Source organism: Ignavibacteriota bacterium, from assembly GCA_016708125.1.
GTDB lineage: Bacteria > Bacteroidota > Ignavibacteria > Ignavibacteriales > Melioribacteraceae.
Genome location: JADJGF010000001.1, coordinates 3,947,932 through 3,972,102, shown reverse-complemented (window position 1 = coordinate 3,972,102; position 24,171 = coordinate 3,947,932). Strand labels below are relative to the sequence as shown.

Sequence of the window (24,171 nt, the reverse complement as noted above, 5' to 3'; positions counted from 1 at the left end):
CAATTTATTTTTAGATTATGTACGATTTTATTTATGTTGTTTAATTAAAGCATATTATCTAAATTTGAAACAAACAATCGTTTGCGTTAAATTGTTTGGTAAAAAATATTTTTTAACTAAAATAAATTAATTATGAAAAAAATTATTGAGTATGAATTACAATCCCATAAGTTAGTAATTGAAAAAGTAACAAACTCCTTGCAGCAAAATATTGAATTAGCTTGCGAATTAGCTGTAAATACACTTAAACAAGGCAACAAAATTATATTGATGGGAAATGGCGGAAGCGCTGCCGATGCTCAACATATTGCCGCCGAGTTTACCGGAAGATATAAAATTGAAAGAAAAGGTTTGCCGGCAATTGCTATAACAACGGATACTTCCGCATTAACTGCTATTGGAAATGATTATGGATATCAGCATGTTTTTGAAAGACAAGTTGAAGCAATTGCTAAATCCGGTGATTTAATTATTGGAATTTCATCAACCGGAAATAGTGAAAATGTAATACTTGCTTTTTTGAAAGCTAAAGAAATAGGCTGTAAAACTCTTGGTTTAAGCGGAAAAGGCGGCGGCAAATTTAATGGAAATTGTGATCTAAATATTGTAATTCCTTCGGATGATACGCCGAGAGTTCAAGAAATGCATATTTTAATTGGACATATAATTTGTCAAGCTGTAGATGAAAATTTTAAAATGTAATTCGGATTTTTTATGAAAATATTTGAAATAAATAAAATTTTAGAAAAGTTTGAAAAAATAAAAGTTGGTGTAATTGGCGATTTTGCTTTGGACATTTATTATGATCAAATTCAAAATACCGGCGAGAATTCTATTGAAACCGGTAAGCCGGTTTTGTACGGATCATCAATAAAATCTTACTTGGGAGCTGCGGGAAATATTGTAAATAATCTTGTGAGTTTAAGTGCAAAAAATATTTATGCATTTGGATTTGTTGGAAATGATATTCTTGGGCGAGAATTATTATTTCAGCTCAAAGAAAAAAATGTTAATACAGAAAATCTTTTGTGCATAAATAAAGTTTGGGAAACTTACACTTATATTAAACCTCTTGAAAATAAAGAAGAAATTTCTAGAATTGATTTTGGTTCATTAAATTTTGCAGAAAAAAATTATTTAGATATTATACTAAATAATCTTAAAATCAAAATTAAAGAATTAGATGTACTTATTATAAATCAGCAATTTAAAAGCACACTTTTGGATGATTATGCGCTAAGAAAATTGAATGAAATTATTGTTGAAAATCCAAAATGTAAAATTATTGGTGATTTAAGAAATAGTTCAATTAATCTGAAGAATTCTATTTTAAAAGTTAACGCTTTTTCGATTTCGAAAATTTTAGGAATAGAAATATTTGATGAAAAAGATTCTGAAATTTCAGTTAAAAATTTAAAAGAATTATATGATAAAATAAAAACTCCGCTATTAATGATTAGAGGTGAGAGTGGATTAATTTATTTTGATAATCAAGATACTGTATCGGTTCCGGGAATATATTTAACCGGTGATATTGATAAACTTGGTTCGGGAAATGCTTGCGTAAGTGCGTTCGCGCTAAGCTTGGGAAGCGGCGCTGCAATTGATTCTTCATTAGAAATTGCAAATTTAGCATCGGCTATAATTTTAAAAAGAATCAGACAAACCGGTTCTGCAACTCAAGAAGAAATCTTAAAGTTAGCCGAAGAAAGTTATTATAATTATGATCTTGCATTGGCCTATGATCCAAGGAAAGCAAAATATTTTGAAAATTCCGAAATCGAAATTATTGGTGAACTTCCGAAAAATTTAAATATTCAAAATATAATTTTAGATCACGATGGAACAATTTCCACTTTGCGCGAAGGTTGGGAAACGGTAATGCATAAGTTAATGCTTGAAGAAATTTGCGGAGAAAAATTAAAAGAATTATCCACTGATGAATATAATCGACTTTCAATAAAATGTGAAAAGTTTATAAATGACACAACCGGCATTCAGACAATTATTCAAATGATGGGATTGAGAGATATAATAATTGAAGAAGGAATTATTTCAAAATCGAAAATAAAAACTCCAGCAGAATACAAACAAATTTATTTAGATAATTTAATGCTTAGTGTGGATGACAGAATTAAAAAGTTTGAAAAAGGTGAACGGACAATTCACGATTTTACAATTTTAGGTTCCGTAGAAATGTTAAAAGAATTTAATAAACGAAATCTGAAATTATTTTTAGCAAGCGGAACTGATGAAGACAGCGTTGTGGCAGAAGCTGATTCTTTAGGTTATGGGAATTTATTTTCCGGTGGAATTAGAGGCAGCAAAGGAAATGAAATTGGCGATGCAAAAAAAATTGTAATAAATAGAATAGTTGAAGAAGGAAATTGCAAAGGTGAAAATTTAATGGTAATCGGCGATGGTCCGGTTGAAATTATTGAAGGAAGAAAAGTCGGAGCTTTCTGCATTGGCATTGCTTCAGATGAAGTTAGAAGACATGGAATGAATTATAAAAAAAGAACTCGTTTAATTAGAGCCGGTGCAAATATTATTATTCCCGATTTTTCTCAACTCGAACAGTTATTTAAAATTATCTTTAAAAATTAAATTCAACTTATGAATAATATACTTCTTCAAAATAATTGGAAATTAATTTCTTCGGAAAAAATTATTGCTGAAAAAGTTGAAAATATTTCTTCGGAAAAATTTGATGATTCAGATTGGTATGTTGCAAAAATTCCTTCAACTGTTTTAGGTACTTTAGTAGAAAATGGAGTTTATAAAAATCCATATTTTGGAACAAATTTAAAAAATATTTCAACAGAACAATTTAAAATTCCTTGGTGGTACAGATCAGAGTTTATCATGAATGATGAACAAGTAAATCAAACAGTTCTGCTGCATTTTGACGGAATAAACTACAAAGCAAATGTTTGGTTGAATGGAAAATTAATTGCTGATGAAAAAAATATTTTTGGTGCATTTAGAAGATTTCAATTTAATATTTCTGAAAATATTAAAGTTGGAAAAAATATTTTAGCTATTGAAGTTATTCCTCCAAAACCCGGTGATTTTACAATTGGATTTGTTGATTGGAATCCAAATCCACCGGATAATAATTTAGGAATTTTTAGAGATATTTCAATTCACTTCAATAAAGGAGTTGAAATTAAAAATCCTTTTGTTGAAAGTGAAATTGACTTAACTAATTTTAGAAATGCAGAATTAATAGTTTCTGCAGAATTGGTAAATCATTTAGCAAAAAAAATAAATTGTGAACTAATTGGAAAAATTGAAAATATAATTTTCAAAAAAGAAATTAATTTGGAAGTTGGTGAAACAAAAAATGTAAAATTAAGTGTTAAAGAATTTCCTCAGCTAAATTTAGAAAACCCAAAAATTTGGTGGCCGAATAAATTAGGTGAACCAAATTTATATGAAATAAAATTGTCTGCAATTTCTAATAATGAAATACTTGATGAAACTTCAACAAAATTTGGAATTAGGAAAATTGAAGATTATATAAATGACGGAGGACATCGCGGGTTTAAAATTAATGGACATAAATTGTTAATTAGAGGTGCGGGCTGGACCGATGATTTACTTTTGCAAGACACTCATCAAACTTTGGAAACACAAATAAAATATGTTAAGGATATGAATCTTAATTGCATTCGTCTCGAAGGCTTTTGGGGAAAAGATCAAAAGTTATATGATCTTTGCGATGAAAATGGAATTTTAATAATGGTCGGCTGGAGCTGTCAATGGGAACACAAAGAATATTTGGGAAAAGAAGTTCACCCAAAATATGGCGGCGTAATTGAAAAAAATGAAATTGAATTAATTGCTAAATCTTGGGAAGATCAATTATTATGGCTGCGAAATCATCCGTCAATATTTGTGTGGACAGTTGGTAGCGATATGCTGCCTCATCCGGATTTAGAAAAAAAATATATAGAAACTTTCAATAAATATGATCAAACTCGTCCATATTTGAATTCAACCGGAGGTGTTGGAAGTGAACAGGGAATTATTACATCACAAGAAATAATTAGTGAAATAAGCGGTTCATCGCGAGTAAAAATGTTGGGACCATATGCTTATACACCGCCAATTTATTGGTACACAAATAAAAATTTAGGCGGTGCTTACGGGTTTAATACAGAAACTTGTCCCGGTGCAAATATTCCTCCAATTGAAAGTTTGAAAAAATTTATTCCGCAAGAAAATCTTTGGCCGGTTGATGTCGTTTGGAATTTTCACTGCGGGAAAAATTACTTTTCTCATATTGATAGAACTCAAATTGCGATTGAAAAAAGATATGGTAAACCTAAAAATGTTGAGGATTTTGTTTTTAAAGCACAAATGTTGAACTATGAATTAATGCGACCAATGTTTGAAGCTTTTCAAGTGAATCAAAAAAATGCAACCGGAATAATTCAATGGATGCTAAACTCAGCTTGGCCCGAATTATATTGGCAGCTTTACGATTCTTTCTTAATGCCGAATGGTGCTTATTTTGGCGCAAAAATAGCTAATGAAACTATCCAGCTAATTTATAATTATGGAGATTTTGAAATTTATATTTTAAATAATTCACTTTCTCATTTAGAAAATTTTAAGGCTGAAATTAAGATTTATAATTTGAAATCAGAAATTATTTTTGAACAAAATTTACAAATATCAATCGATGCAGAATCATCAAAAAGTATTTTGAAAATTCACAATAATCTTGAATTAACTACAGTTTATTTTGTTGATCTGAGAATTTTTGATAATCAAAATAATCAGATAAGTAATAATTTTTATTGGCTTAGCAAAAAAGAAGATATTCTAGATTATGAAGCAAAAGTTGAAGGATGGAATTATTATACACCGAGCAAGCAATATGCTAATTTTTCGGAAATTGATTTATTGCCAAAAGTTTCAGTGAATATATCACAAGAAATTATTTCCGGAAATAATATAAAAATTAAAATTGAAAATAATAATGATGTGATTGCGTTTTTTATTGAGTTATTACTTTTTGATAAATATTTGAACGAAGTGATTTTACCAGTTTTATGGAGTGACAATTATATAAGTTTGTTGCCAAATGAAATTAGAATTATTGAAGCGGAAATTTCCGATAAAATAGATTTGCATAATTCTGAAATTCGAATTAAAGGATGGAATTTAAAATAATTTGATTTATAAAGTGAGGTAAATATGTCAAAATTAGCAATCAACGGTGGAACTCCGGTTAGAGATATAAAATCAAATCCTTGGCCTGCTTGGCCAGTGTGGGATGAAAACGAAGAGAAAGCATTACTGCAAGTTTTACACAGCGGAATTTGGTCTTATAACGGTCCAAAAGAAATTGAATTTAATAAAATGTTTGCGGATTTTACTGGAACTAAATATGCAATTTCTGCTGCTAACGGAACAATAACTTTACAATTAGCTCTTGAAGCTTTGGGAATTGGGTTAGGAGATGAAGTTATTCTCCCAGGTTTAACTTGGCAAGCTACTGCAGCAACTATTATTGATGTAAACGCCACACCAATTCTTGTCGATGTTTGCGAAGATACTTGGTGTATTGATCCGGAAGAAATAGAAAAAGCAATTACTCCTAAAACAAAAGCAATTATTCCCGTACATCTTTATGGAAATTTTGCAGATATGGATGCAATAATGGAAATTGCAAAAAAATATAATTTGGCAGTTATTGAAGATTGTGCTCATAAACATGGCGGTGAATGGAATGGAAAAAAGGCTGGAAGTATTGGAGATGTTGGAAGTTTTAGTTTTCAATTATCCAAACATTTAACTGCGGGAGAAGGCGGTGCTTTATCTACAAATAATTTTGATCTTGCCGAAAAATTAGATGCGCTAAGAAATTGCGGAAGGAGACCCGAAGTTGAAGAATCTCAAAATACAGATAAAGGTGCCGGAGTTTATTTTGATGAAGGAAATTTTATTCAATCCGGCAATTATAGAATTACGGAATTTCAAGCCGCAATTTTGGTTGAAGGAATGAAAAGACTTACAGAGCAAAATAAAAATAGAGATGAAAATGGAATTTACATAAATTCACTTCTTAAAAATCTTCCCGGAATAATTCCTATGAAAAGGGACGAAAGAGAAACAAAAGAAGCATATTTTAATTTTACATTTAGATATAATAGTAATGAATTCAAAAATCTCCCTGTTGATAAATTCAGAAAAGCACTTAGTGCTGAGCTTGGAATTGCGGTGGAACCATGTTATGAGCCATTAAATAACGCTTCATTGTATGTACCGCATACAAAACCGGCAAGACATAAACTTAATGCTCAATATTGGGAAGATATTAAACCATCAAGATTCAAACTTCCCGTATGTGAAAAATTATTTAACGAAACATCAGTTTGTTTTCATCATAAAATTCTTATGGGAACGAAAAACGATATGGAAAATATTGTTGAAGCAATTAAGAAAATTTATGAAAATGTTGAAGAATTAAACTTGAATCAAAAATGAAAAAAATAAATATTGCATTAATTGGTTGCGGATTTATTGCAGATTATCATGCAAGAGGTTTGCAATTAATAGATGATGTTGAAATTTCATCAGTTGTTGGATTACCAATTGATTCTGCCCAAAATTTTGCTCAAAAATATGGAATTAAAAAATTTTCAGAAGATTATAGAGATTTTTTAAATGTTGAAAATATTGATGCTGTAATTATTAGCACACCAAATAAATTTCACGCGCCAATTGCAATTGATTTTCTAAATCATGGTAAAGATGTTTTTCTCGAAAAACCAATGGCTCTTAATCCCATTGAAGGTGAAGAAATTATAAATGCTGCAAATAAGAATAACAAAATTGCAATGGTTGGTCACATGTGGCGGTTTGATGATGAAGTTAATTTTGTTAAAAATTTAGTTATTTCCGGCAAACTTGGTAAAATTATTAAAACTAAAGGATATGGAATTCATGAAAATTGGGGACCGGGTGGATGGTTTACTCAAAAAGAAATGTCCGGCGGCGGTGCTTTAATAGATATGGGCGTTCATGCAATTGATACGGTAAGATATATTTTAGGTGATCCTAAACCAAAAGAAGTTTTTGCAAAAATTGGAACTCATTTTGGTGATTATAATGTTGATGATAGTGGAATTATTGTAATTACTTGGGATAACGGAACAACATCAATAATTGAAAGTGGTTGGTGGCAGGCTCATATGGATGGCCCAGAAGCAAGTACTCAAATTTTTGGAACTTTAGGCTATGCATCAGTACTTCCAACTTTTGTTAAATTAAAATCTGAAGAGAAAATTGAAATTCCTAAAACAACTAAAACAGAACATTGCGATCAATCAATATATTCAAAACAAATGCAAAATTTTGTTGAGTGTATAAAATCTAGAAAACAACCATCACCTGGATTTTCTGAAGGTCAAATAGTTTTAAAAATCGTTGAAGCAGCTTATAAATCTTCGGAAACCGGAAAAAATATTACTTTATAAATTTTGGAGCTGGATTGAAAAAGAATCAAGTTATTGGAATTGATTTAGGCGGGACAAATGTTAGAATTGGTTTAGTTGAAGATAATAAAATTGTAAAATTGATATCAAATAAAATTTCTTCAAAAGAAAGTCAAGAAATTGTAATTAATGAAATTATAGATGTCATATCAAAAATAATTACTAAAAATGTTAGAGGAATTGGAATTGGTGTACCAAGTATTGTAAATATTGAAAAAGGAATTGTTTATGAAGTTCATAATATTCCATCTTGGAGGGAAGTTCACTTAAAAGAAATATTAGAAAATAAATTTAAAATTCCAACATATGTAAATAACGATGTAAATTGTTTCATCCTTGGTGAAAAGCATTTCGGGAAAGGAAAATTTTATAAAGATATTATTGGTTTAGCAATGGGTACAGGCTTGGGCGGTGGAATTATTATTAACGGAGAATTATTTGCCGGTAAAAATTGCGGAGCCGGTGAATTTGGGTTAATGAAATACTTAGATAAAAATTATGAATATTATTGCAGCGGACAATTTTTTCAATTTAAGTATGGAATAAAAGGCGAAGAAATTTTAAAAAGTGCACAAAATGGTGATGAAAAGGCTTTAGAAATTTTAATTGAATTTGGAGAACATATGGGAAATTTGATAAATTCTATAATGTATGCACTAAATCCGGAAATAATTATTTTGGGAGGTTCAGTCAGCAAAGCATACAAATTTTTTAAGAAATCTATGTATGAAAAAATAAACGAATACGAATTTAAAACCCAGCTCACGCAACTTAAAATTGAAAGATCAACATTAAAGAATTCTGCGATATTGGGAGCTTCTTCATTAGTTGTAAACAAAAATTAAAATGTTAATATTTATTTAACAATGCAGTAATGATTTAATAATTTGTCAATAATATTTTAGCGCAGAAATATAATTTTAATATCTGAGAAGTGGCTGTATAAATATAAATTTCAAAAAATTCATTTCTCTAAAAAAACTTTAAGGATTATTTTCACTTTATAATTAGCAAGTTTAGTTAGCTTTTTAACTTGACAAATTATTTATTTATTGTTAACATTGAGTTAGGCAATCGTTTGCACTAAATTTGATTATAAAATTTACAGCAAAAAATTTAACGATTTCCTTAATCAATTAAATTGAATTTCCTTTTTACCTACGGTTGTGAATAAAATATTTATTCAATAATTTTCAAAACACTTAACGGGAGGCAGTATGAAAAAAACTTTGCAGTTTTTACTCTTAACAATTTTGTTCGTTTCATTTTCGGATGTACGTTCTCAAATATTTATGGATGGGGATAGTACGGATTGGGATAGTTTACCATTATTGGTTCAAAAAGCAAATAATGAAGACGGAGTTTTCCCAGCAGAAGTCGGTGCTGCAGTTTCTGATATTGTAGATATTAAAGAAATGAAAGCAACATTTGTTGGAAATACTCTTTTTGTTTTCAGACGTATGTGGGGTGGTCCCGCTTGGCCGAATAATGCATATCAAAATGATCACGGCGGAACTATATATAATGAATCAAGAGGTTCTTACCACGTTCTGCTTGATTTAGATAATGATGTTACAACCGGATGGAATACGGCTTGGTATGAAGCACATTATACACCTGTTGGTTATTTGCAAAGTTTAGCTGTTGAAGGACAAAATCCAATTGGCGCTGAAGTTATGTTGGAATGGGGCGGAAGAACTAATGATGATTGGAAAGTTGAAAATGAAGGTGCAAATCCTGTTAGGAATTTATCATATTGGGGTGCAGATTATTCAGAATATAATGGAGAAACCGATTTAGGTTCTGATTATGAAATTTTCAATATGGATGTTCCAAATGCTGATTCAGCAAAAATGGTTTCTTGGCAAGGTTCTGTTGGAATCAACAGTTCAGATAATGATGAAATTTTAAATGATACTTTACGTTCATATTGGGCTGGACATGGCTGGGGTTATGATTTCCTAGAATTTGGAATCGAGATTACTCCGGTTAAGAAATATTATGAAGCAAAAGGTTACAATTATTTTAATCCTGGTGATGTAATTGGACTTTGCGGAATGATCGAAACTCCGATTGATGATTGGGGAACAGACATTTCTACGAGAGGTGAATTAACTTTACCGGATGCAATCGCAGCTCGTCCTCAACTTATAACATTTGATGGAGACGAATCAGATTGGGCAAATATTCCAACTTTAATTCAAAAAAATAATAATGAAGACGGAGTTTTCCCAGCTGAAGTTGGTGCAATAGTTTCTGATATTGTTGATATTAAAGAAGTAAAAGCTAAAACAGACGGTGAAAATATTTATTGGTATCTCAAAATGTGGGGTGGACCTTGCTGGCCGAATAATGCTTATCAAAATGACCGAGAAGGTACTATTTATAATGCTTCGAGAGGTTATTACCATATTTTAGTCGATATTGATAATGATGTAACAACAGGATGGAATTCTGGATGGTACGAAGCGCACTATACAACAGTTGGTTATTTGGCAAGTTTAGCAGTTGAAGGTCAAAATCCAATTGGAACTGAAGTTATGTTGGAATGGGGTGCAAGAACAAATGATGATTGGCAAGTTGCAAATGAAGGCAAAGCTCCAATAAATAATTTGGATTATTGGGCAGCTGATTATTCAGAATATAACGGTGAAACTGATCTTGGTTCTGATTATGAAATATTTAATTATGAAGTTATAAATAAAGATAGTGTAACTGTTATGCATCATGATGGAATGTTACTAAATAATTCTAGCGATGATCCTTTAACAATGGATGGTCAACCAGATTGGATGGCACATGCTTGGGGTAATGATTTTATTGAAGTTGGTATGTCTTTACGTACTTTAAAAATGTATTATAAAAACAAAACCGGAGTTGATTATTTCAATGATGGTGATATTATTGCAATTTGCGGTATGAACGAAACTCCGATAGACGATTGGGGTACAGATATAACAACACGCGGAGAATTAACAATTCTTACAGATGTTAGACAAGATAATGGTAATCTTATTTCTAACAATTTTGAACTAAGAAACAATTATCCAAATCCGTTTAACCCGGAAACAAATATTAGTTTCTCTGTTCCAAAACTTTCAGAAATTTCTTTAGTTATTTATAATTCATTAGGCCAAAAAGTTAAAACACTTATTAACGGAAAAATGATTTCAGGAAACCAATCAGCAGTTTGGAATGGTAAAAATGAATTTGGTAATAGTGTGCCAAGCGGAGTTTATTATTATAGATTGGAAGCTGGTTCAAACTCAATTACCAAAAGAATGGTATTGTTAAAGTAAACAATTCTTCAATGTGTGAATGGGGAATATCCCCATTCACATTTTTTGAAATACATTTTCTATCTTTAGAAAATCTGATATTTTTATAATTCACAAAATAGTCTTAAAATTTTGGCACTATGATTAGCATAAAGTTTAATAGGATTTTTTTTATAATCCCAATAGCAATTTTTATTTTTTGGAATTGTTCCTCAAATAATGAAAATTTAGTTTTAGCTGAATTTACCGGCGGAAATGTTCTGCAAAATGAATACATAGATCATTATCTTCTGAGTACACAATACAAACCGGAAAAAATTCCAACACAAACAAATCTTGAGGAAATAGTTTCAAATAAAGCTTTGGAAAAAATTTCTGTTTTAGAAGCACTTGAAAGAAATGTTGATAAAGATTCAATTTATTTAAACATTATTTCAAATAACGAACGAAGATTACTCTATCAAAATTTTATTCAAAATGAAATTAGTCCTAAAATAATTTCTGATAGTTTGATAAATAAATTTTATGCTGAATTTTCTCCTCAATATAAAATGAAATATATTATGCGCCCATTTCTTGAATCCTCTGATGAAAAATTTCATTTATCGCAGCAGAAAGAAATAAATAGTGCTTATGAACAACTGAAAAACGGAAAAAATTTTGAAGAAGTTGTTGAAATATTTTCGCAAGATATTTCGACAAATAAAAAAGGCGGAGATCTTGGTTGGATAATTAGAGAATCAGTTGGAGATAACGCAATTAGAATTGTGATGGATACGCTTTCACAATTTAATTATTCTTCTCCTTTTAAAGGTTATGGCGGGTATTATATTTTGTACAAAGGTGAAAAACGAGAAGTAGAAGTTCCAGCTTTCGATGAAGTAAAACAAAAAATTTGGCAATCACTTTTTCATAGCCGAAGAGTTTTTATTCAAAATTTGATTAATGAACAAATAAATGTTTTGGAAAAGAAATACAATTTTAAATTATTTAATTCTAAAATTGAAAACATTTTATCATTAGTTGAAAATGCGAAATCAGAAACAATTAATTTTGATAAAATTATTGATAATGAACAAAAAACAATTTTGGCAGAATATTCAAACGGAAAAATTTACTTATCTGATATTTTTGCTGAAAGAAAAAAATCTCCGACAAATAGAAATGAATTTTTTCAACGATTATCTGGAATTAAAGAACAGCATCTTATTTCAAAATATGCAAAAGAACAAGGTTTGAATGAAGATCAAGAACTGCAAAATCAAATCGGCAAAATAAAAACTTCTTTGCTAAGTACAATACTTTATCAAAAAGCGGTAAAAAATAAAGTTAACGAAGAATTACAAAAAGTTACAAATCTTCCGGATTTAGAAAAAGTTAAGTATAGAAGTGAAAAAGAAAAAGCTTTAAGAACTGAATTTGAAAATTTTCTGAAAGAAAAATATTATTTTAAATTTTTAACATCCAATTTTGAAACTGCTCTTAATAAAGCATCAGAACTAAAAGCAAAGCAGAATTTAGAAAAACAGAATTAAAGATTATTAAAGTTAAAAAAATATTGGTTTTTGGTAAAAATAGTTTTTATAAGTTTTACATTAATTAAAAGTTAATTTATAGGTTCAAGAATGATATTGTTAAAAAATAAATCAATATTTTCATTCCTAATTATTTTTATCTCACATTTAACATTATTTGCTGGATCTACCGGTAAAATTGGCGGAAAGATTACTGATGCCAGAACCGGAGAAGCTTTATTTGGCGTAAACGTAGTTGTTCTTGATGGCGGAGGACAAGGTTCTGCGACCGATGTTAATGGTGAATATATAATTATAAATTTGCAGCCGAATACTTACAAATTACGCTTTTCAATGATTGGTTATAAGACGGTTGAAATATCAGACATTCGCGTTTATATTGATAGAACCGTGAATTTAGATGTTAAACTGGAAGAAGCAATTATTGAAGGTGAAGTTGTACTTGTTGTTGCTGAAAGAGAAGCAGTAGAGTTAGATCGTACAAATTCTGCTTCTTATGTAAATAGCGATGAAATTGAATCGCTTCCTGTTTCAACTTTAGATGAAGTTATTCAACTTCAAGCTGGTGTAATTAAAGATTCCGGCGGTAATTTGCATATTAGAGGCGGAAGATCAAGAGAAATTTCTTACATGATTGATGGAGTTCCGGTTACAAATACATTTAGTCAAAGCGGCGGTTCGAACGTAAATGTTGAAAATAATTTTATCCAAGAATTGCAAGTAATTACCGGAACATTTAATGCTGAATACGGTTCTGCCCAATCTGGAATTATAAATGTTGTTACAAAAGTTCCTGAACAAAATTTTTCCGGAACAGTTGAAGCACTTACCGGAGGATATTATTCACCAAATTCTCCAATGTACGTTGGCGGATTAGAAGATTTTGATCCAATGAATGAAAGTGAAGTAAAATTTTCAATCTCGGCTCCTGTTAAATTTCTACCGGAAAGTTTTGGAAAACTTGGATTTCTTTTTAATGGTAGGATTGAAGATTCCAAAGGATATTTAAATGGCGAAAGAAGATTTAACCCCGAAGACGGTTGGGAAATAGCAGTTTATAGAGAATGGTACAGAGCCAGATTTGATCCTCCCGATCCATTGGTAATTCCATTACCGGATTCACTTCACACTGGAAATGGTGAAATGGTAAATATGGAAACTTTTAATAATTATAACTTTAATACAAAATTGGTTTATCAGCCTTTTGGTGGATTAACAACTTCCTACAGTATTTTTTATAATACTACAACTTCAAAGGATTTTAGCAATAGCTGGAAGTTTTGTCCGGATGCAATGCCAACAACTTATAATGATAACATAACACACATGTTTGTTATTACTCATACACCTGCTGATAATTTATATTATAATTTACGGTATTCATATCAAATGAATAATGAGAAAGAATATATGTACGAAAGTGCAGAAGATTCAAGATATCAGCTTAATGCAGTAAATCAATGGGATCCGGGAGCAAGTACAGGATTTGATTATGGCGGTATTAGTAGTTGGGATAGAAATTGGTTTGATCAAAAAATCCATCTTATAAATGGTGATTTAACTTGGCAGATAAATAAAGTTTTAGAAATTAAGTTTGGATTTGAGGGAAAATCATATAATATTCATTATAAAAATGCACCGATGAAAGAAGTACTCGGTCATGAAATAATGCAATTCCCATATACACAAAGTGAAATTAGAGCTTTTGAATTACCTTATTATGAATTTAGAGAAGCAACAAGAAATTATGCTTTCGGAAATATTTTATTAAGAGAAGCTTCTCCTGATAGTTCAGCTGATGATTTATTTTATGTTGATTATACAAGAAAACCATTAGAAGGTGCAGCATTTGCGCAGACAACTTTAAATATGGGTGAAATTGTACTTAATGCAGGAATAAGATTTGATTATTTTGATTCCCAAGATAGATATGCACCATCGTACGTTGATGTTAAGCCGGAACTTGTTGGTGATGACAGATATTATGTTCAATCAGAAAGTAAGTATCAATTAAGTCCGCGTTTGGGATTGTCTTTCCCAATCTCCGATGGAGGTGCGTTAAGATTATCATACGGACATTTTTTTCAAACTCCAAGTTATGAAAAAATGTTTGATAACCCTGTTCTTCCTCATTATAATCAATTTAGTATTGCAAATAGAACAATCGGAAATCCAAATTTAAAACCAGAAAAAACCGTACAATACGAAATTGGAGTTCAGCAAGCTTTGACACAAGAACTTTCGATGGAGCTAAGTGTTTATTACAAAGACATTAGAGATTTATTAGGTATTGAATTACTTACATTAAGTAATGCTACTACATTCTCCAGATATGTTAATAAAGAATACGGACATTCTTCCGGATTAACTTTTGCTTTAAATTATAGATCATCTGATGGAAGATTTTCCGGAGGATTAGATTACACCTATATGGTTGCAAAAGGTTCATCGTCTTCTGCCGATGCATTATTAGCTGTACAAATTCTTTCTGGTCCAAGTCAAGGTGCATATACATTAGCGACAAGAAATATTGAATTTTTAGATTGGGATCAGACTCACTCTTTAAATGGATCATTTAGTATAAGACCTTGGGAAAGAACTGTCGTTAGTCTTTTAGGAAGACTTGGTTCAGCGCTTCCTTACACACCAACAACAATTGATTATGCATTAGAACTTCCAAGCGGCTGGTGGTCAAATATTGATCGAAGACCAATCAGATGGAATATTGATATGAAAATCTCAAATGGGTTTACTTTGTTTAGTTTAGATTTTATTGCAAGCCTAAACATTTATAATGTTCTAAACCATCTTGAAGAAAATAATGTTAACTCTATTACGGGTAGAGCTGGGCCAAATGCTTATATTCCGGAAATTGGTGAACGAAGATATGAAAGAATCGATGAAGTTGGAGCCTTTACACATGAGGAAGCAGACTATAATCCTTCATGGTATGCAAGACCAAGATTTATTCAAATTGGATTAGGAATACAATTTTAATTAAAATTTTATACTAAGAAAATATATGAAAACAGAAAAACTTTTAATTTTATTTCTCATACTTAATTTCTCAATTCAACTATTTGGGCAAGTTAATTCCGATGATTTGGGATATAATACAGATGCCAATAAACGGGGATCAAACGCTGCTGCAATGCTTGGCATTGGAATTGGCGCAAGAGCCGAAGCTGTAGGCGGTGCATTTGTGGCAATTGCAGATGATCCTTCTGCATTATATTGGAATCCGGCTGGAATTACTCAGTTAAAAACTATTTCAGTTCAAGTTACTAAAACTGATTGGTTTGTTGATACTGATTTTAGTTCATTAGGCCTCGTTATTCCTTTGCCTTCTTTAGGAGGTTCGCTTGGATTTCATCTTGCAATGTTAAATTACGGTGAGAATCCGGTTAGAACAGTTTTCAGACCTGAAGGAAACGGTGAAACATATTCAGCTTCTGATTTTGTTGCTGGTTTATACTATGCAATGAATATTACAGATCGAGTTTCTGCAAGTGTTGGCGCTAAATATTTTAGACAAAGTATTTGGCATGTAAGCGGTTCAGCATTTGGCTTTGATATGGCAATACTTTTTCAAACTCCGGTTGATGGTTTAAAACTTGGCGGAACAATTAGTAATTTAGGTGCAGAATTTGGTTTATCTGGAAGAGATTTAACAGGAATCATAGATGTTGATGGTCGTAAAACAGTTTATTTAAATAATGATAATGTTCCAATAAATCTTGCAACTGAGACTTACGCCTTACCGTTGTTATTTAGATTCGGTGTTGCTTATGTAATGGATTTAGATGAAAATAATTCAATTACATTTGGAAGTAATTTAAATCATCCAAGCAACAATGTTGAAACAGTTGATTTGGGAATGGAAGCAAAAGTCTTTGATGCATTTTATTTACGTGGAGGATATCAATCACTTTTTTCAGATACTGCAGAAAACGGATTAACATTAGGTGCAGGAATAAATTATAAAATCCTTGATCTTGCTACTTTTACAGTAGATTATTCTTGGTCGGATTGGGGAGTTTTAAGTTCAGTTAATAGATTTTCTATTGGAATAAGTGCTTATTAAAATTATAAAAATTTATAAATTTTTAAAGAATTAGTAAAACAGGAGATTTTAAGTGTTATTACTTAAAAAATTTAGAGAAACATTAAAATTATCTTTAATTATTTTTTTAACATCCTTAATATTAGTTTGTTCTGAAAATAAAATATACGCGCAAGTTGCAGGTTCAACATCAGATTCTCATCCAATGCATTGGGCAAGATATTGGGCAAGAGGTTTGTTTGATAGAAATTTAATTTACACTTCTGTTTGGAATGTTGGAAATATTACGGATGCCGGAATGTCTGGCGGAGTTGGAATGCGATGGCCCGGAAGCGAAGGATTAAATTATTTATCGAGTGCAAACTTTTTAGTTGCTGCTTATGTTACTGATATGAAAGCATTAGAAGGCAAAGTTGTTCCGGAAAATTGGGACGGCGAACAATTTGGAATTCTAAGTAATGCCTATTTGCCTCACGTTAGTAATGCTACAGTTGCTCAATTATCTTCGGATAGAACACATCAGCAAATTTGGCAGCCAATTCCAGGTTGGTTCAATGATGGATTTTATGGATATATATGGGGAATTAATGAAGATGTTGATGGTGATGGTGAACTAACTCCAAGTGAAGATGTAAATTTTAATGGAGTACTTGATCTAAATTTGGATCCTCCAACAAGTATTTTAAAAAGTATGGCAATTAGTACCGATAAAAGAACTTGGCCGGAATATTGGCCGGGAGGTTCGTACGTTGGGGATACCAGACCTCCGGCAGGAAGACCGCCAAGAACAACAGGTCCAGGACCAAGAGCAGGTAGTTGGAATGGTGAATATAAAGCTGGAACAATAGCTGATCAAGAAACAGTTTATATGCTTGATGATCATGAAAATGATTATTGGGAAGACTATACAACACTTAGATATTGGCCGATGAAAAATGCTGACGGTACTCCAAATACCACAAAATGGAAAGATCCAGACGTAAATAAAGTTAGTATTCGTGGTATGGGTGTTGAAGTTGAATCAAGATCGTATGCCTGGTTTCATCCTCTTGCTGAAGATATTTTAGTTTCAGTTTACAGAATTCGCAACTATAGTGATTATAACTTAAATAGAGTTGTTACAGGAATGTGGGCTGATGCAAGTATAATACAAAGTACGTTTAATGCTGTTGATTATGTAGTGGCTGAATTTGGAACCGGAGATGAAGGAAGATTAGCTTTTGATATTTTATATCAATGGCATAAATTTCCTGATCAATTAAATACATATCAAAAAATAGGTGTTTTTGGCTTTGCATTTTTGGAAAGTCCGGGTATTGAAGATAACAGTATTGATGATGATAAAGATGGACTTGTTGATGAAAGTATGTTTGATAAAATAGATAATGACGGTGATTGGAAATCATTTAGTGATACTGGACTATTGAATATTGAAGGTACATCTGGAAATGCAACATGGGATACTGAAGACAAAAACCTAAATGGTGCACTTGATCCTGGTGAAGACGTAAATAAGAATGATAAATTAGATTTTGAACCAGTTAACGATGATAGAGGCACAGATGGAATAGGTCCTGATGAAAATGGATGGCCCGGACCTGATTCAGACGGAAGTGAAACAAATGGAAGAATTGATATTGGTGAATCTAACTATGATATTACTGATATTGATGAGGCAGATCAAGCTGGTTTGGGACATATTTATGTTTATGAATCTAATAAAGAACTAAGAAACCAGAAAGGGTTTTGGGAAAAATATTTAAGTAAAGTAGAAGATCCGGAAATAGAAGAAACGGACGATGATATTGTTTTTATTTTTGGTGCAAAGGATGTCAAATTAGAAACTACTGACGCACTTGAGCAAGCTCAAAGACCTGTTTGGAAAAGATTTACAATTGCTTTACTTATGGGTGAAAACCAGGAAGATATTGTAAGAAATAAAGCTACTATGCAAAGTATTTATAATGATAATTATAGATTTCTAACACCTCCATTACAGCCAACTCTTATATCAAATGTTTCTGATAGAAAGGTACAATTGTATTGGGATACAGAAGCTGAGTTTTCTAAAGATCCATTCTTTGGTTTGGATTTTAACGGATATAGACTTTATAGAAGTACGGATCCGGATTTCTTAGATATTAAAACAGTTACAGATGCTTTTGGGAATGTACTTTTGTTTGAACCACTTAAAATTTATGATAGATCCGATGATGGATTAAGGGGAGCACATCCAATACCTTTCCCTAATCTTGGAGTTCATTACGATATGGGAAACAACAGCGGATTAAAACATTCATATGTAGATACTTTAGTTGAAAACGGAAGAACATATTATTATGCAGTAACTTCAATCGATGCCGGAAATGATTATGATTTTTTTGATAGAGGAATTGTAACTGAAGATTATCCTTTACAAGCAATGCCAAGTGAATGTGCATTTAATATTACTGTAAATGAATTAGGTGATGTAGTTTTCCGTGATAGAAATACAGCTGTTTGTGTGCCTCAAGAATCTGCCGCCGGATATACGGAACCGTTTGTTGATTCTTTGAAAATTGAACATAGTAGCGGTTATTCTCGCGGTGGAAATTTTAACGTTGATGTTTTTAATAAACATCACGCTACTGATCATTTATCTGATATTTATCAAATAACTTTTAAAGATGATGGCTGGCTGACTGCACTTACACCACTTTATAAATGGGGTGGTACAAGAGGAATAACTTTAATGAATACTACTACCGGCGATACTCTATTTAATGTAATTCATCCCGGACCTTCAGAATTTGTGAAAAAAGGTTACGCAGCAATTGAAAAAGGAGTTTATCAAGGTGTTAAATATGATCTGAAATTCCCAATTGAAGATGAAATAAATAATGATAATGTTAGAAATATTTCTGTAATCAAATACAATAAATATAAACGAGAAACAACTGATTGGAAATTGTGGGCAACCGACACTAAATCTAATATTCGTTGTAATTCAATTGAGCTTACTGGCTCAGGATATGCACTTCCGCGGGATTTTGATTTAGTTGTTTATGATCATATTGTCGATACTTCGTACGCTCCTCCGGGTTCACTTGTATTAAAACAGTATCCAATAAATTTTAGTGTCTGGGATGTAACCGATCCAAATAATAAAATAAAAATGACCATAAATGTTATTTATGAAAAAAATAGAAATAACGGAAATTATTTACCTCCGGAAATGTTTGGACAAATTTGGGATAGCACGCGTGTTGTAATTAAATTCCCTAAGTATGATCATGTTGTAAGTAACGATAGGTATTGGTCTTCTTGGGAATTGAGATTCTTCAAACCAGATTTCCTAAGAAAAGACACTACTGTAGTTCCGCCGTCTCCTGGTGATGTATATAGTTTTAGAACAGAACGAAATCCTACTGAACAAGATACTTTTCGTTTTGCAGTAGAAGGCGGCGAATGGAAAGCCACGGATGTTAAAATTAATGATGAGAAAAAAGTTTATGTTGTTCCGGATCCTTATGTTGCAACAAGTACTTTGGAATCTATTTATGAAATTGCCGGCAATTCTCAAAGACGTGTTGATTTTGTTAATCTTCCGCCAAAATGTACAATTTATATTTTTACTGCAAGCGGTGAACTTGTTAAAAAAATTGAACATGAAGATGCGTTTGATGTAGGCCGTCATCCGTGGGATTTAACAACTGAAGATGGTCCCGAAGTTGCATTTGGAATGTATTTCTTTGTGGTTGAAGCTAAAGGACTTAAAACACAAAGAGGTAAATTTGCAATTATTAAGTAGCTAAAAATATTAGGTAGTTTATAATTTTGAATTCACATAAAAATAAATTTGCAAACCCGATTGTTGCCTTAATAATCGGGTTATTTTTTTTATCATGCTCAGATGATAAAATTCCGGAAGATCAAATCATTGCAAAAGTTGGCAATAGAATTATAACGGTTGACGAATTTAAAAGCAGTTTTGAATTCAGCTTGAAAACTTTGCGATTAGGGAGCAATCCCAGAAAACATTACTTAGATCTTATGATCAAAGAAATGCTGATTGCAAACGAAGGTTACAGCAAAGGTTACAATAAAAGTAAATATGTTTCCGATCGAGTAAAGAATAGAACAAATAATAATTTGTTAGAATCATTTTACCTTAAACACGTTCATGCAAAAGTAAAAATACCGGAAGAAAAAATAGTTGATGCATTAAAAAAATCAAGCATAAAATTCAGACTCTTAATTTATCCTACGCCATCTTTACAAAAAGCTGCAGAAGCTTATGAACAAGCTCAAATATCAAATTTGGGAGATTTTATTGATAAGCAAATTGATCGATTAGAAGTTAAAAATGTAAAGAAAGAAAATTTTGAAACTGACTGGATGGATTTTATGGAAATGCCTCCGGAAATGTTTGCATCAATTCAAAATTTAGAAATTGGAAAACCGTCAGAACCAATTCCTTTTAATGATGGATATGCAATTTTTCAAGTAGTCGAAATTAAACGAGAAGCAATTAAATCTGACGAATTAAAATTTGGTACAAAAAGAAAAAAAATGTATGCGCGTTTGCATAATGTTGAATCTGATAAAATTGTACATAAGTTAATGGATTCGTTATTAACGCCATTGGATATCAGAGTTAGCAATACAACAATAGATCAAATGGTGAAACCTCTTTTCGAATGGATTAAAAACGGAATTCCCAAAAGTGGATCAATGGTAAAAAATTTAAGTCAAGTTACTGACACATCAAAAAGTTATTTGAAGCAATTAAAAAAAATACTTCCGCAAAAATTATATTCTTCTGTAAACGGAATTACAACTGTTGAAGATTATTTTAATTATATGAATTATCACAGAAAAACTATTATTGAAAGTTCTGATTTGAATGATCTTAAAAATAGATTGATAACCGAAGTTGGAACAATGATTAAAAATAATCAGTTTATTGAGATAGCAAAATCCGATGGCGTTTTGGATTCCTCAAACGTAAAAAAAGATATTGAGTTGTGGGAAGAAAAATGGACTTATGATATTTTCAGAGATCACATAATTCAAAAAATTTCAGTAACTGATGACGAGATGAAAAATTATTTTAAATTCAGATGGAAAGAATTAAGAATTTCCGATATAGATACAACAAGATTTTATAAGTATAAGAATGATGTGTATAACGCAATTCTTTTTGAGAAGCATAAAAAATTGCTTGATAAAGAACTTGAAGATTTAAAAAAGAAATATTCAGTTTGGATAAACAATGATGTGCTATATAAATTGAAATTAAATGATGGACCGAAGTCGCTTGAAACATCAGTCCTTGTTGTTAAAAATTTTACCGGTGAATTTTTAGTACCGACTGTAGATACTCAATGGTTTTATTATTAGATATTTGTCCAAATAAAATTGATTTAGAAATTTGAGAAAATAAATTATGAGAACTTATTTGTTTTATTTACTAATTAGCTTTGTATTTGCAAACTGTACAAAACCAATTAACAATTCTGAAAAAGTAAAACATCAATCAATAGTTAAAGAAGAATTTATTTATGAAATTTCGAATGCGCCAACTTCGCAATGTCACGCATCCACAATTGCAGTAAGCGGAAATAATGTTGTTGCAGCTTGGTTTGGCGGAACTCATGAAAAAAATCCCGATGTAGGAATTTGGGTTTCAATAAGTGAAAATGGGAAATGGTCAATTCCTACTGAAGTTGTAAATGGAATTCAAAAAGATGGATCGAGATATCCATCATGGAATCCGGTTTTATTTCAACCACAAAATGGACCTTTATTTTTATATTATAAAGTTGGACCAAGTCCACGAGAATGGTGGGGACTTTATGTTACTTCAAATGATAATGGAAGAACTTGGTCGGAGCCAATTCGTTTACCGGATGGAATTTATGGACCAATTAAAAATAAACCGATTCAATTAAGCAATGGTGAAATTATTTCACCAACAAGCACTGAACACGACGGCTGGAAAATTCAAATTGAAAAAAGTAAAGATTTGGGGAGAACTTGGATTTCTTCGGGCGATTTAAATGATGAAAAAGAATTTGGAGCAATTCAACCGACAATTTTAATACATCCTAATAATAGTTTACAATTACTTTGCAGAACTGAAAATGAAGTAATATCACAAGTTTGGTCATTTGATAATGGAAAATCTTGGGGGAAAATGACCGCATTAAATTTACCGAATCCTAATTCCGGTATTGATGCCGTAACACTTAGTGACGGACGACATTTATTAGTTTATAATCCAACTAAAACAAATTGGGGAAAAAGAATTCCGTTAGCTATTGCAATTTCAAATGATGGAAAAAATTGGAAAAATATTTTGGAATTAGAATCAGTTTCAAATCCAGATACTATTGACGATGAGGAATATTCATATCCATCGGTAATTCAATCGAATGATGGTTTGGTTCATATTGTTTATACATGGAATAGAAAAACAGTAAAATATGTGGTTCTAAATCCGGCAAAAATTTAACAACAAAAATATTGGAAGGAAAATCAATGAAAAAAATAAAAACATTTTTAATTTTGTTTTCTTTCTTAATATTGGTCTCACAATATGTATCAGCTTCTGAATTAAAAGTCGGAGCAGCCTCTCGCATAATAACTCCCAATCCTTTGCTTCCGGTTTCCGGTGGAGTTGGAATTCCCAAACAGGCAAATATAAAGCATGGTGAACTTTCTACACGAGTAATTGTTGTTGAAAAAGATAGCGTGAGATTTGCAATTGTCTCAATTGATAATTTAGGCGTTACAAAAATAATTGGTGATAGAATAAGAAAGTTAGTGCCAAAAATAAAACCGGAAAATATTTTAATTGGTGCAACGCATACTCACAGCGCGCCGGATTTATATGGCTTTGCGGATGAGAATGGTAATAGCGGCGCAGACTTAAATTATATTGAAACTGTTGTTCAAAAAACTGCAGAAGCAATAAACGAAGCGTTAGAAAAAACACAACCAAGTTATCTAAAAGTTGCAGTTGAAGAGTTAAACGGAAAAATTGCCTATAATGCTTACGCGCCAAAACTGTTTGATCCGCGATGCGGCGTAATTCAATTTATTTCTGAAAAGAATAAAAATGTTATTTCTACTTTAGTTAATTATGCAATTCATCCCGAAGTTATTGGAAGCGATAGAGGCATTTGCACACCGGATTTAATTGGACCATTTTATAATAAAATTGAAAATCAAATTGGCGGTATTGCAATTTTTATGAATAGCGCGCAAGGCGGTATGGTTACTGCGGATAATCGATTGGAGAATGGAAAAGAAGCAAATAATTGGGAAGAGTGTATTAGAATTGGCGAATTATTAGCCGACGAATCTTTAAGAATAGTTGCAGATGCAGAAATTCAGAAAAATCCCAAAATTGAAATTGCTCATAGTAAAATTAAATTTCCGATAGAATCAGAACTCATGAAAGCAATTTTGAAAAATTCTATTATTGATTATAATATTCAAAACAATGAAGTATCAACAATTTTAAATTTAATAAATATTGGAACTGCGCAAATAATTACAATTCCGGGCGAAGCTTTACCAAATATAGGATTTTATTTAAAACGAAAAATGAAAACTAAAAATCCTTTTTTATTTGGATTAACAAATGATGCTTATGGATACATTTTAACTAAAGAAGATTTTAACAGTTTTAAAACTTACAATTACATTTCAAGAACAAGTCTTGGAGAAAAAACCGGAGAAATATTTATTAATTCAGCCTTGGAATTAATAAATAAAAATGGCAGCTCTGAATAATA

The 24,171-nt window shown here is 31.2% G+C and carries 14 protein-coding genes; all 14 read left to right on the top strand.

Features of this window, described 5'->3' with window-relative positions; translation table 11 throughout:
* The first annotated feature begins 132 nt into the window (after positions 1-132).
* Positions 133-702, top strand: a complete 570-nt coding sequence (gmhA, locus tag IPH62_17120; GenBank protein ID MBK7106997.1) for a D-sedoheptulose 7-phosphate isomerase — start codon at positions 133-135, stop codon at positions 700-702.
* A 12-nt stretch (positions 703-714) separates the two neighbouring features.
* On the top strand, positions 715-2,607 hold the full coding sequence (locus tag IPH62_17115; protein MBK7106996.1) for an HAD hydrolase-like protein: 1,893 nt from the start codon (positions 715-717) through the stop codon (positions 2,605-2,607).
* Positions 2,608-2,616: 9 nt separating this feature from the next.
* Positions 2,617-5,184 (top strand): glycoside hydrolase family 2, encoded by a 2,568-nt coding sequence (locus tag IPH62_17110; GenBank protein ID MBK7106995.1) that lies wholly within the window; start codon positions 2,617-2,619, stop codon positions 5,182-5,184.
* 24 nt (positions 5,185-5,208) lie between these two features.
* Entirely contained in the window at positions 5,209-6,501 is a 1,293-nt protein-coding gene (locus IPH62_17105; protein MBK7106994.1) for a DegT/DnrJ/EryC1/StrS family aminotransferase, read from the top strand.
* A complete protein-coding gene (locus IPH62_17100; GenBank protein MBK7106993.1) occupies positions 6,498-7,493 on the top strand; it encodes a Gfo/Idh/MocA family oxidoreductase in 996 nt (331 codons plus the stop codon). The genes IPH62_17105 and IPH62_17100 overlap by 4 nt, the downstream gene beginning before the upstream one ends.
* 14 nt (positions 7,494-7,507) lie before the next feature.
* Entirely contained in the window at positions 7,508-8,356 is an 849-nt protein-coding gene (locus tag IPH62_17095) for an ROK family protein (protein ID MBK7106992.1), read from the top strand.
* 372 nt (positions 8,357-8,728) lie between these two features.
* The gene (locus tag IPH62_17090) at positions 8,729-10,810 is read left to right on the top strand and encodes a T9SS type A sorting domain-containing protein (GenBank protein ID MBK7106991.1); all 2,082 of its coding nucleotides are present in this window, start codon (positions 8,729-8,731) and stop codon (positions 10,808-10,810) included.
* Between the two features lie 119 nt (positions 10,811-10,929).
* Complete coding sequence (locus IPH62_17085) at positions 10,930-12,324, top strand: peptidylprolyl isomerase (GenBank protein MBK7106990.1); 1,395 nt, start codon at positions 10,930-10,932, stop codon at positions 12,322-12,324.
* A gap of 90 nt (positions 12,325-12,414) precedes the next feature.
* Positions 12,415-15,321, top strand: a complete 2,907-nt coding sequence (locus IPH62_17080) for a TonB-dependent receptor (GenBank protein ID MBK7106989.1) — start codon at positions 12,415-12,417, stop codon at positions 15,319-15,321.
* A 25-nt stretch (positions 15,322-15,346) separates the two neighbouring features.
* Positions 15,347-16,408, top strand: coding sequence for a PorV/PorQ family protein (locus tag IPH62_17075; protein MBK7106988.1), 1,062 nt, complete (start codon positions 15,347-15,349; stop codon positions 16,406-16,408).
* Between the two features lie 52 nt (positions 16,409-16,460).
* Complete coding sequence (locus IPH62_17070; GenBank protein MBK7106987.1) at positions 16,461-20,177, top strand: hypothetical protein; 3,717 nt, start codon at positions 16,461-16,463, stop codon at positions 20,175-20,177.
* A 26-nt stretch (positions 20,178-20,203) separates the two neighbouring features.
* Positions 20,204-21,769 (top strand): peptidyl-prolyl cis-trans isomerase, encoded by a 1,566-nt coding sequence (locus IPH62_17065; GenBank protein ID MBK7106986.1) that lies wholly within the window; start codon positions 20,204-20,206, stop codon positions 21,767-21,769.
* Positions 21,770-21,815: 46 nt separating this feature from the next.
* Positions 21,816-22,883: an exo-alpha-sialidase gene (locus tag IPH62_17060; protein ID MBK7106985.1), complete on the top strand. Its 1,068-nt coding sequence runs from the start codon at positions 21,816-21,818 to the stop codon at positions 22,881-22,883.
* A gap of 26 nt (positions 22,884-22,909) precedes the next feature.
* Entirely contained in the window at positions 22,910-24,169 is a 1,260-nt protein-coding gene (locus IPH62_17055; protein MBK7106984.1) for a hypothetical protein, read from the top strand.
* Positions 24,170-24,171: the final 2 nt, after the last annotated feature.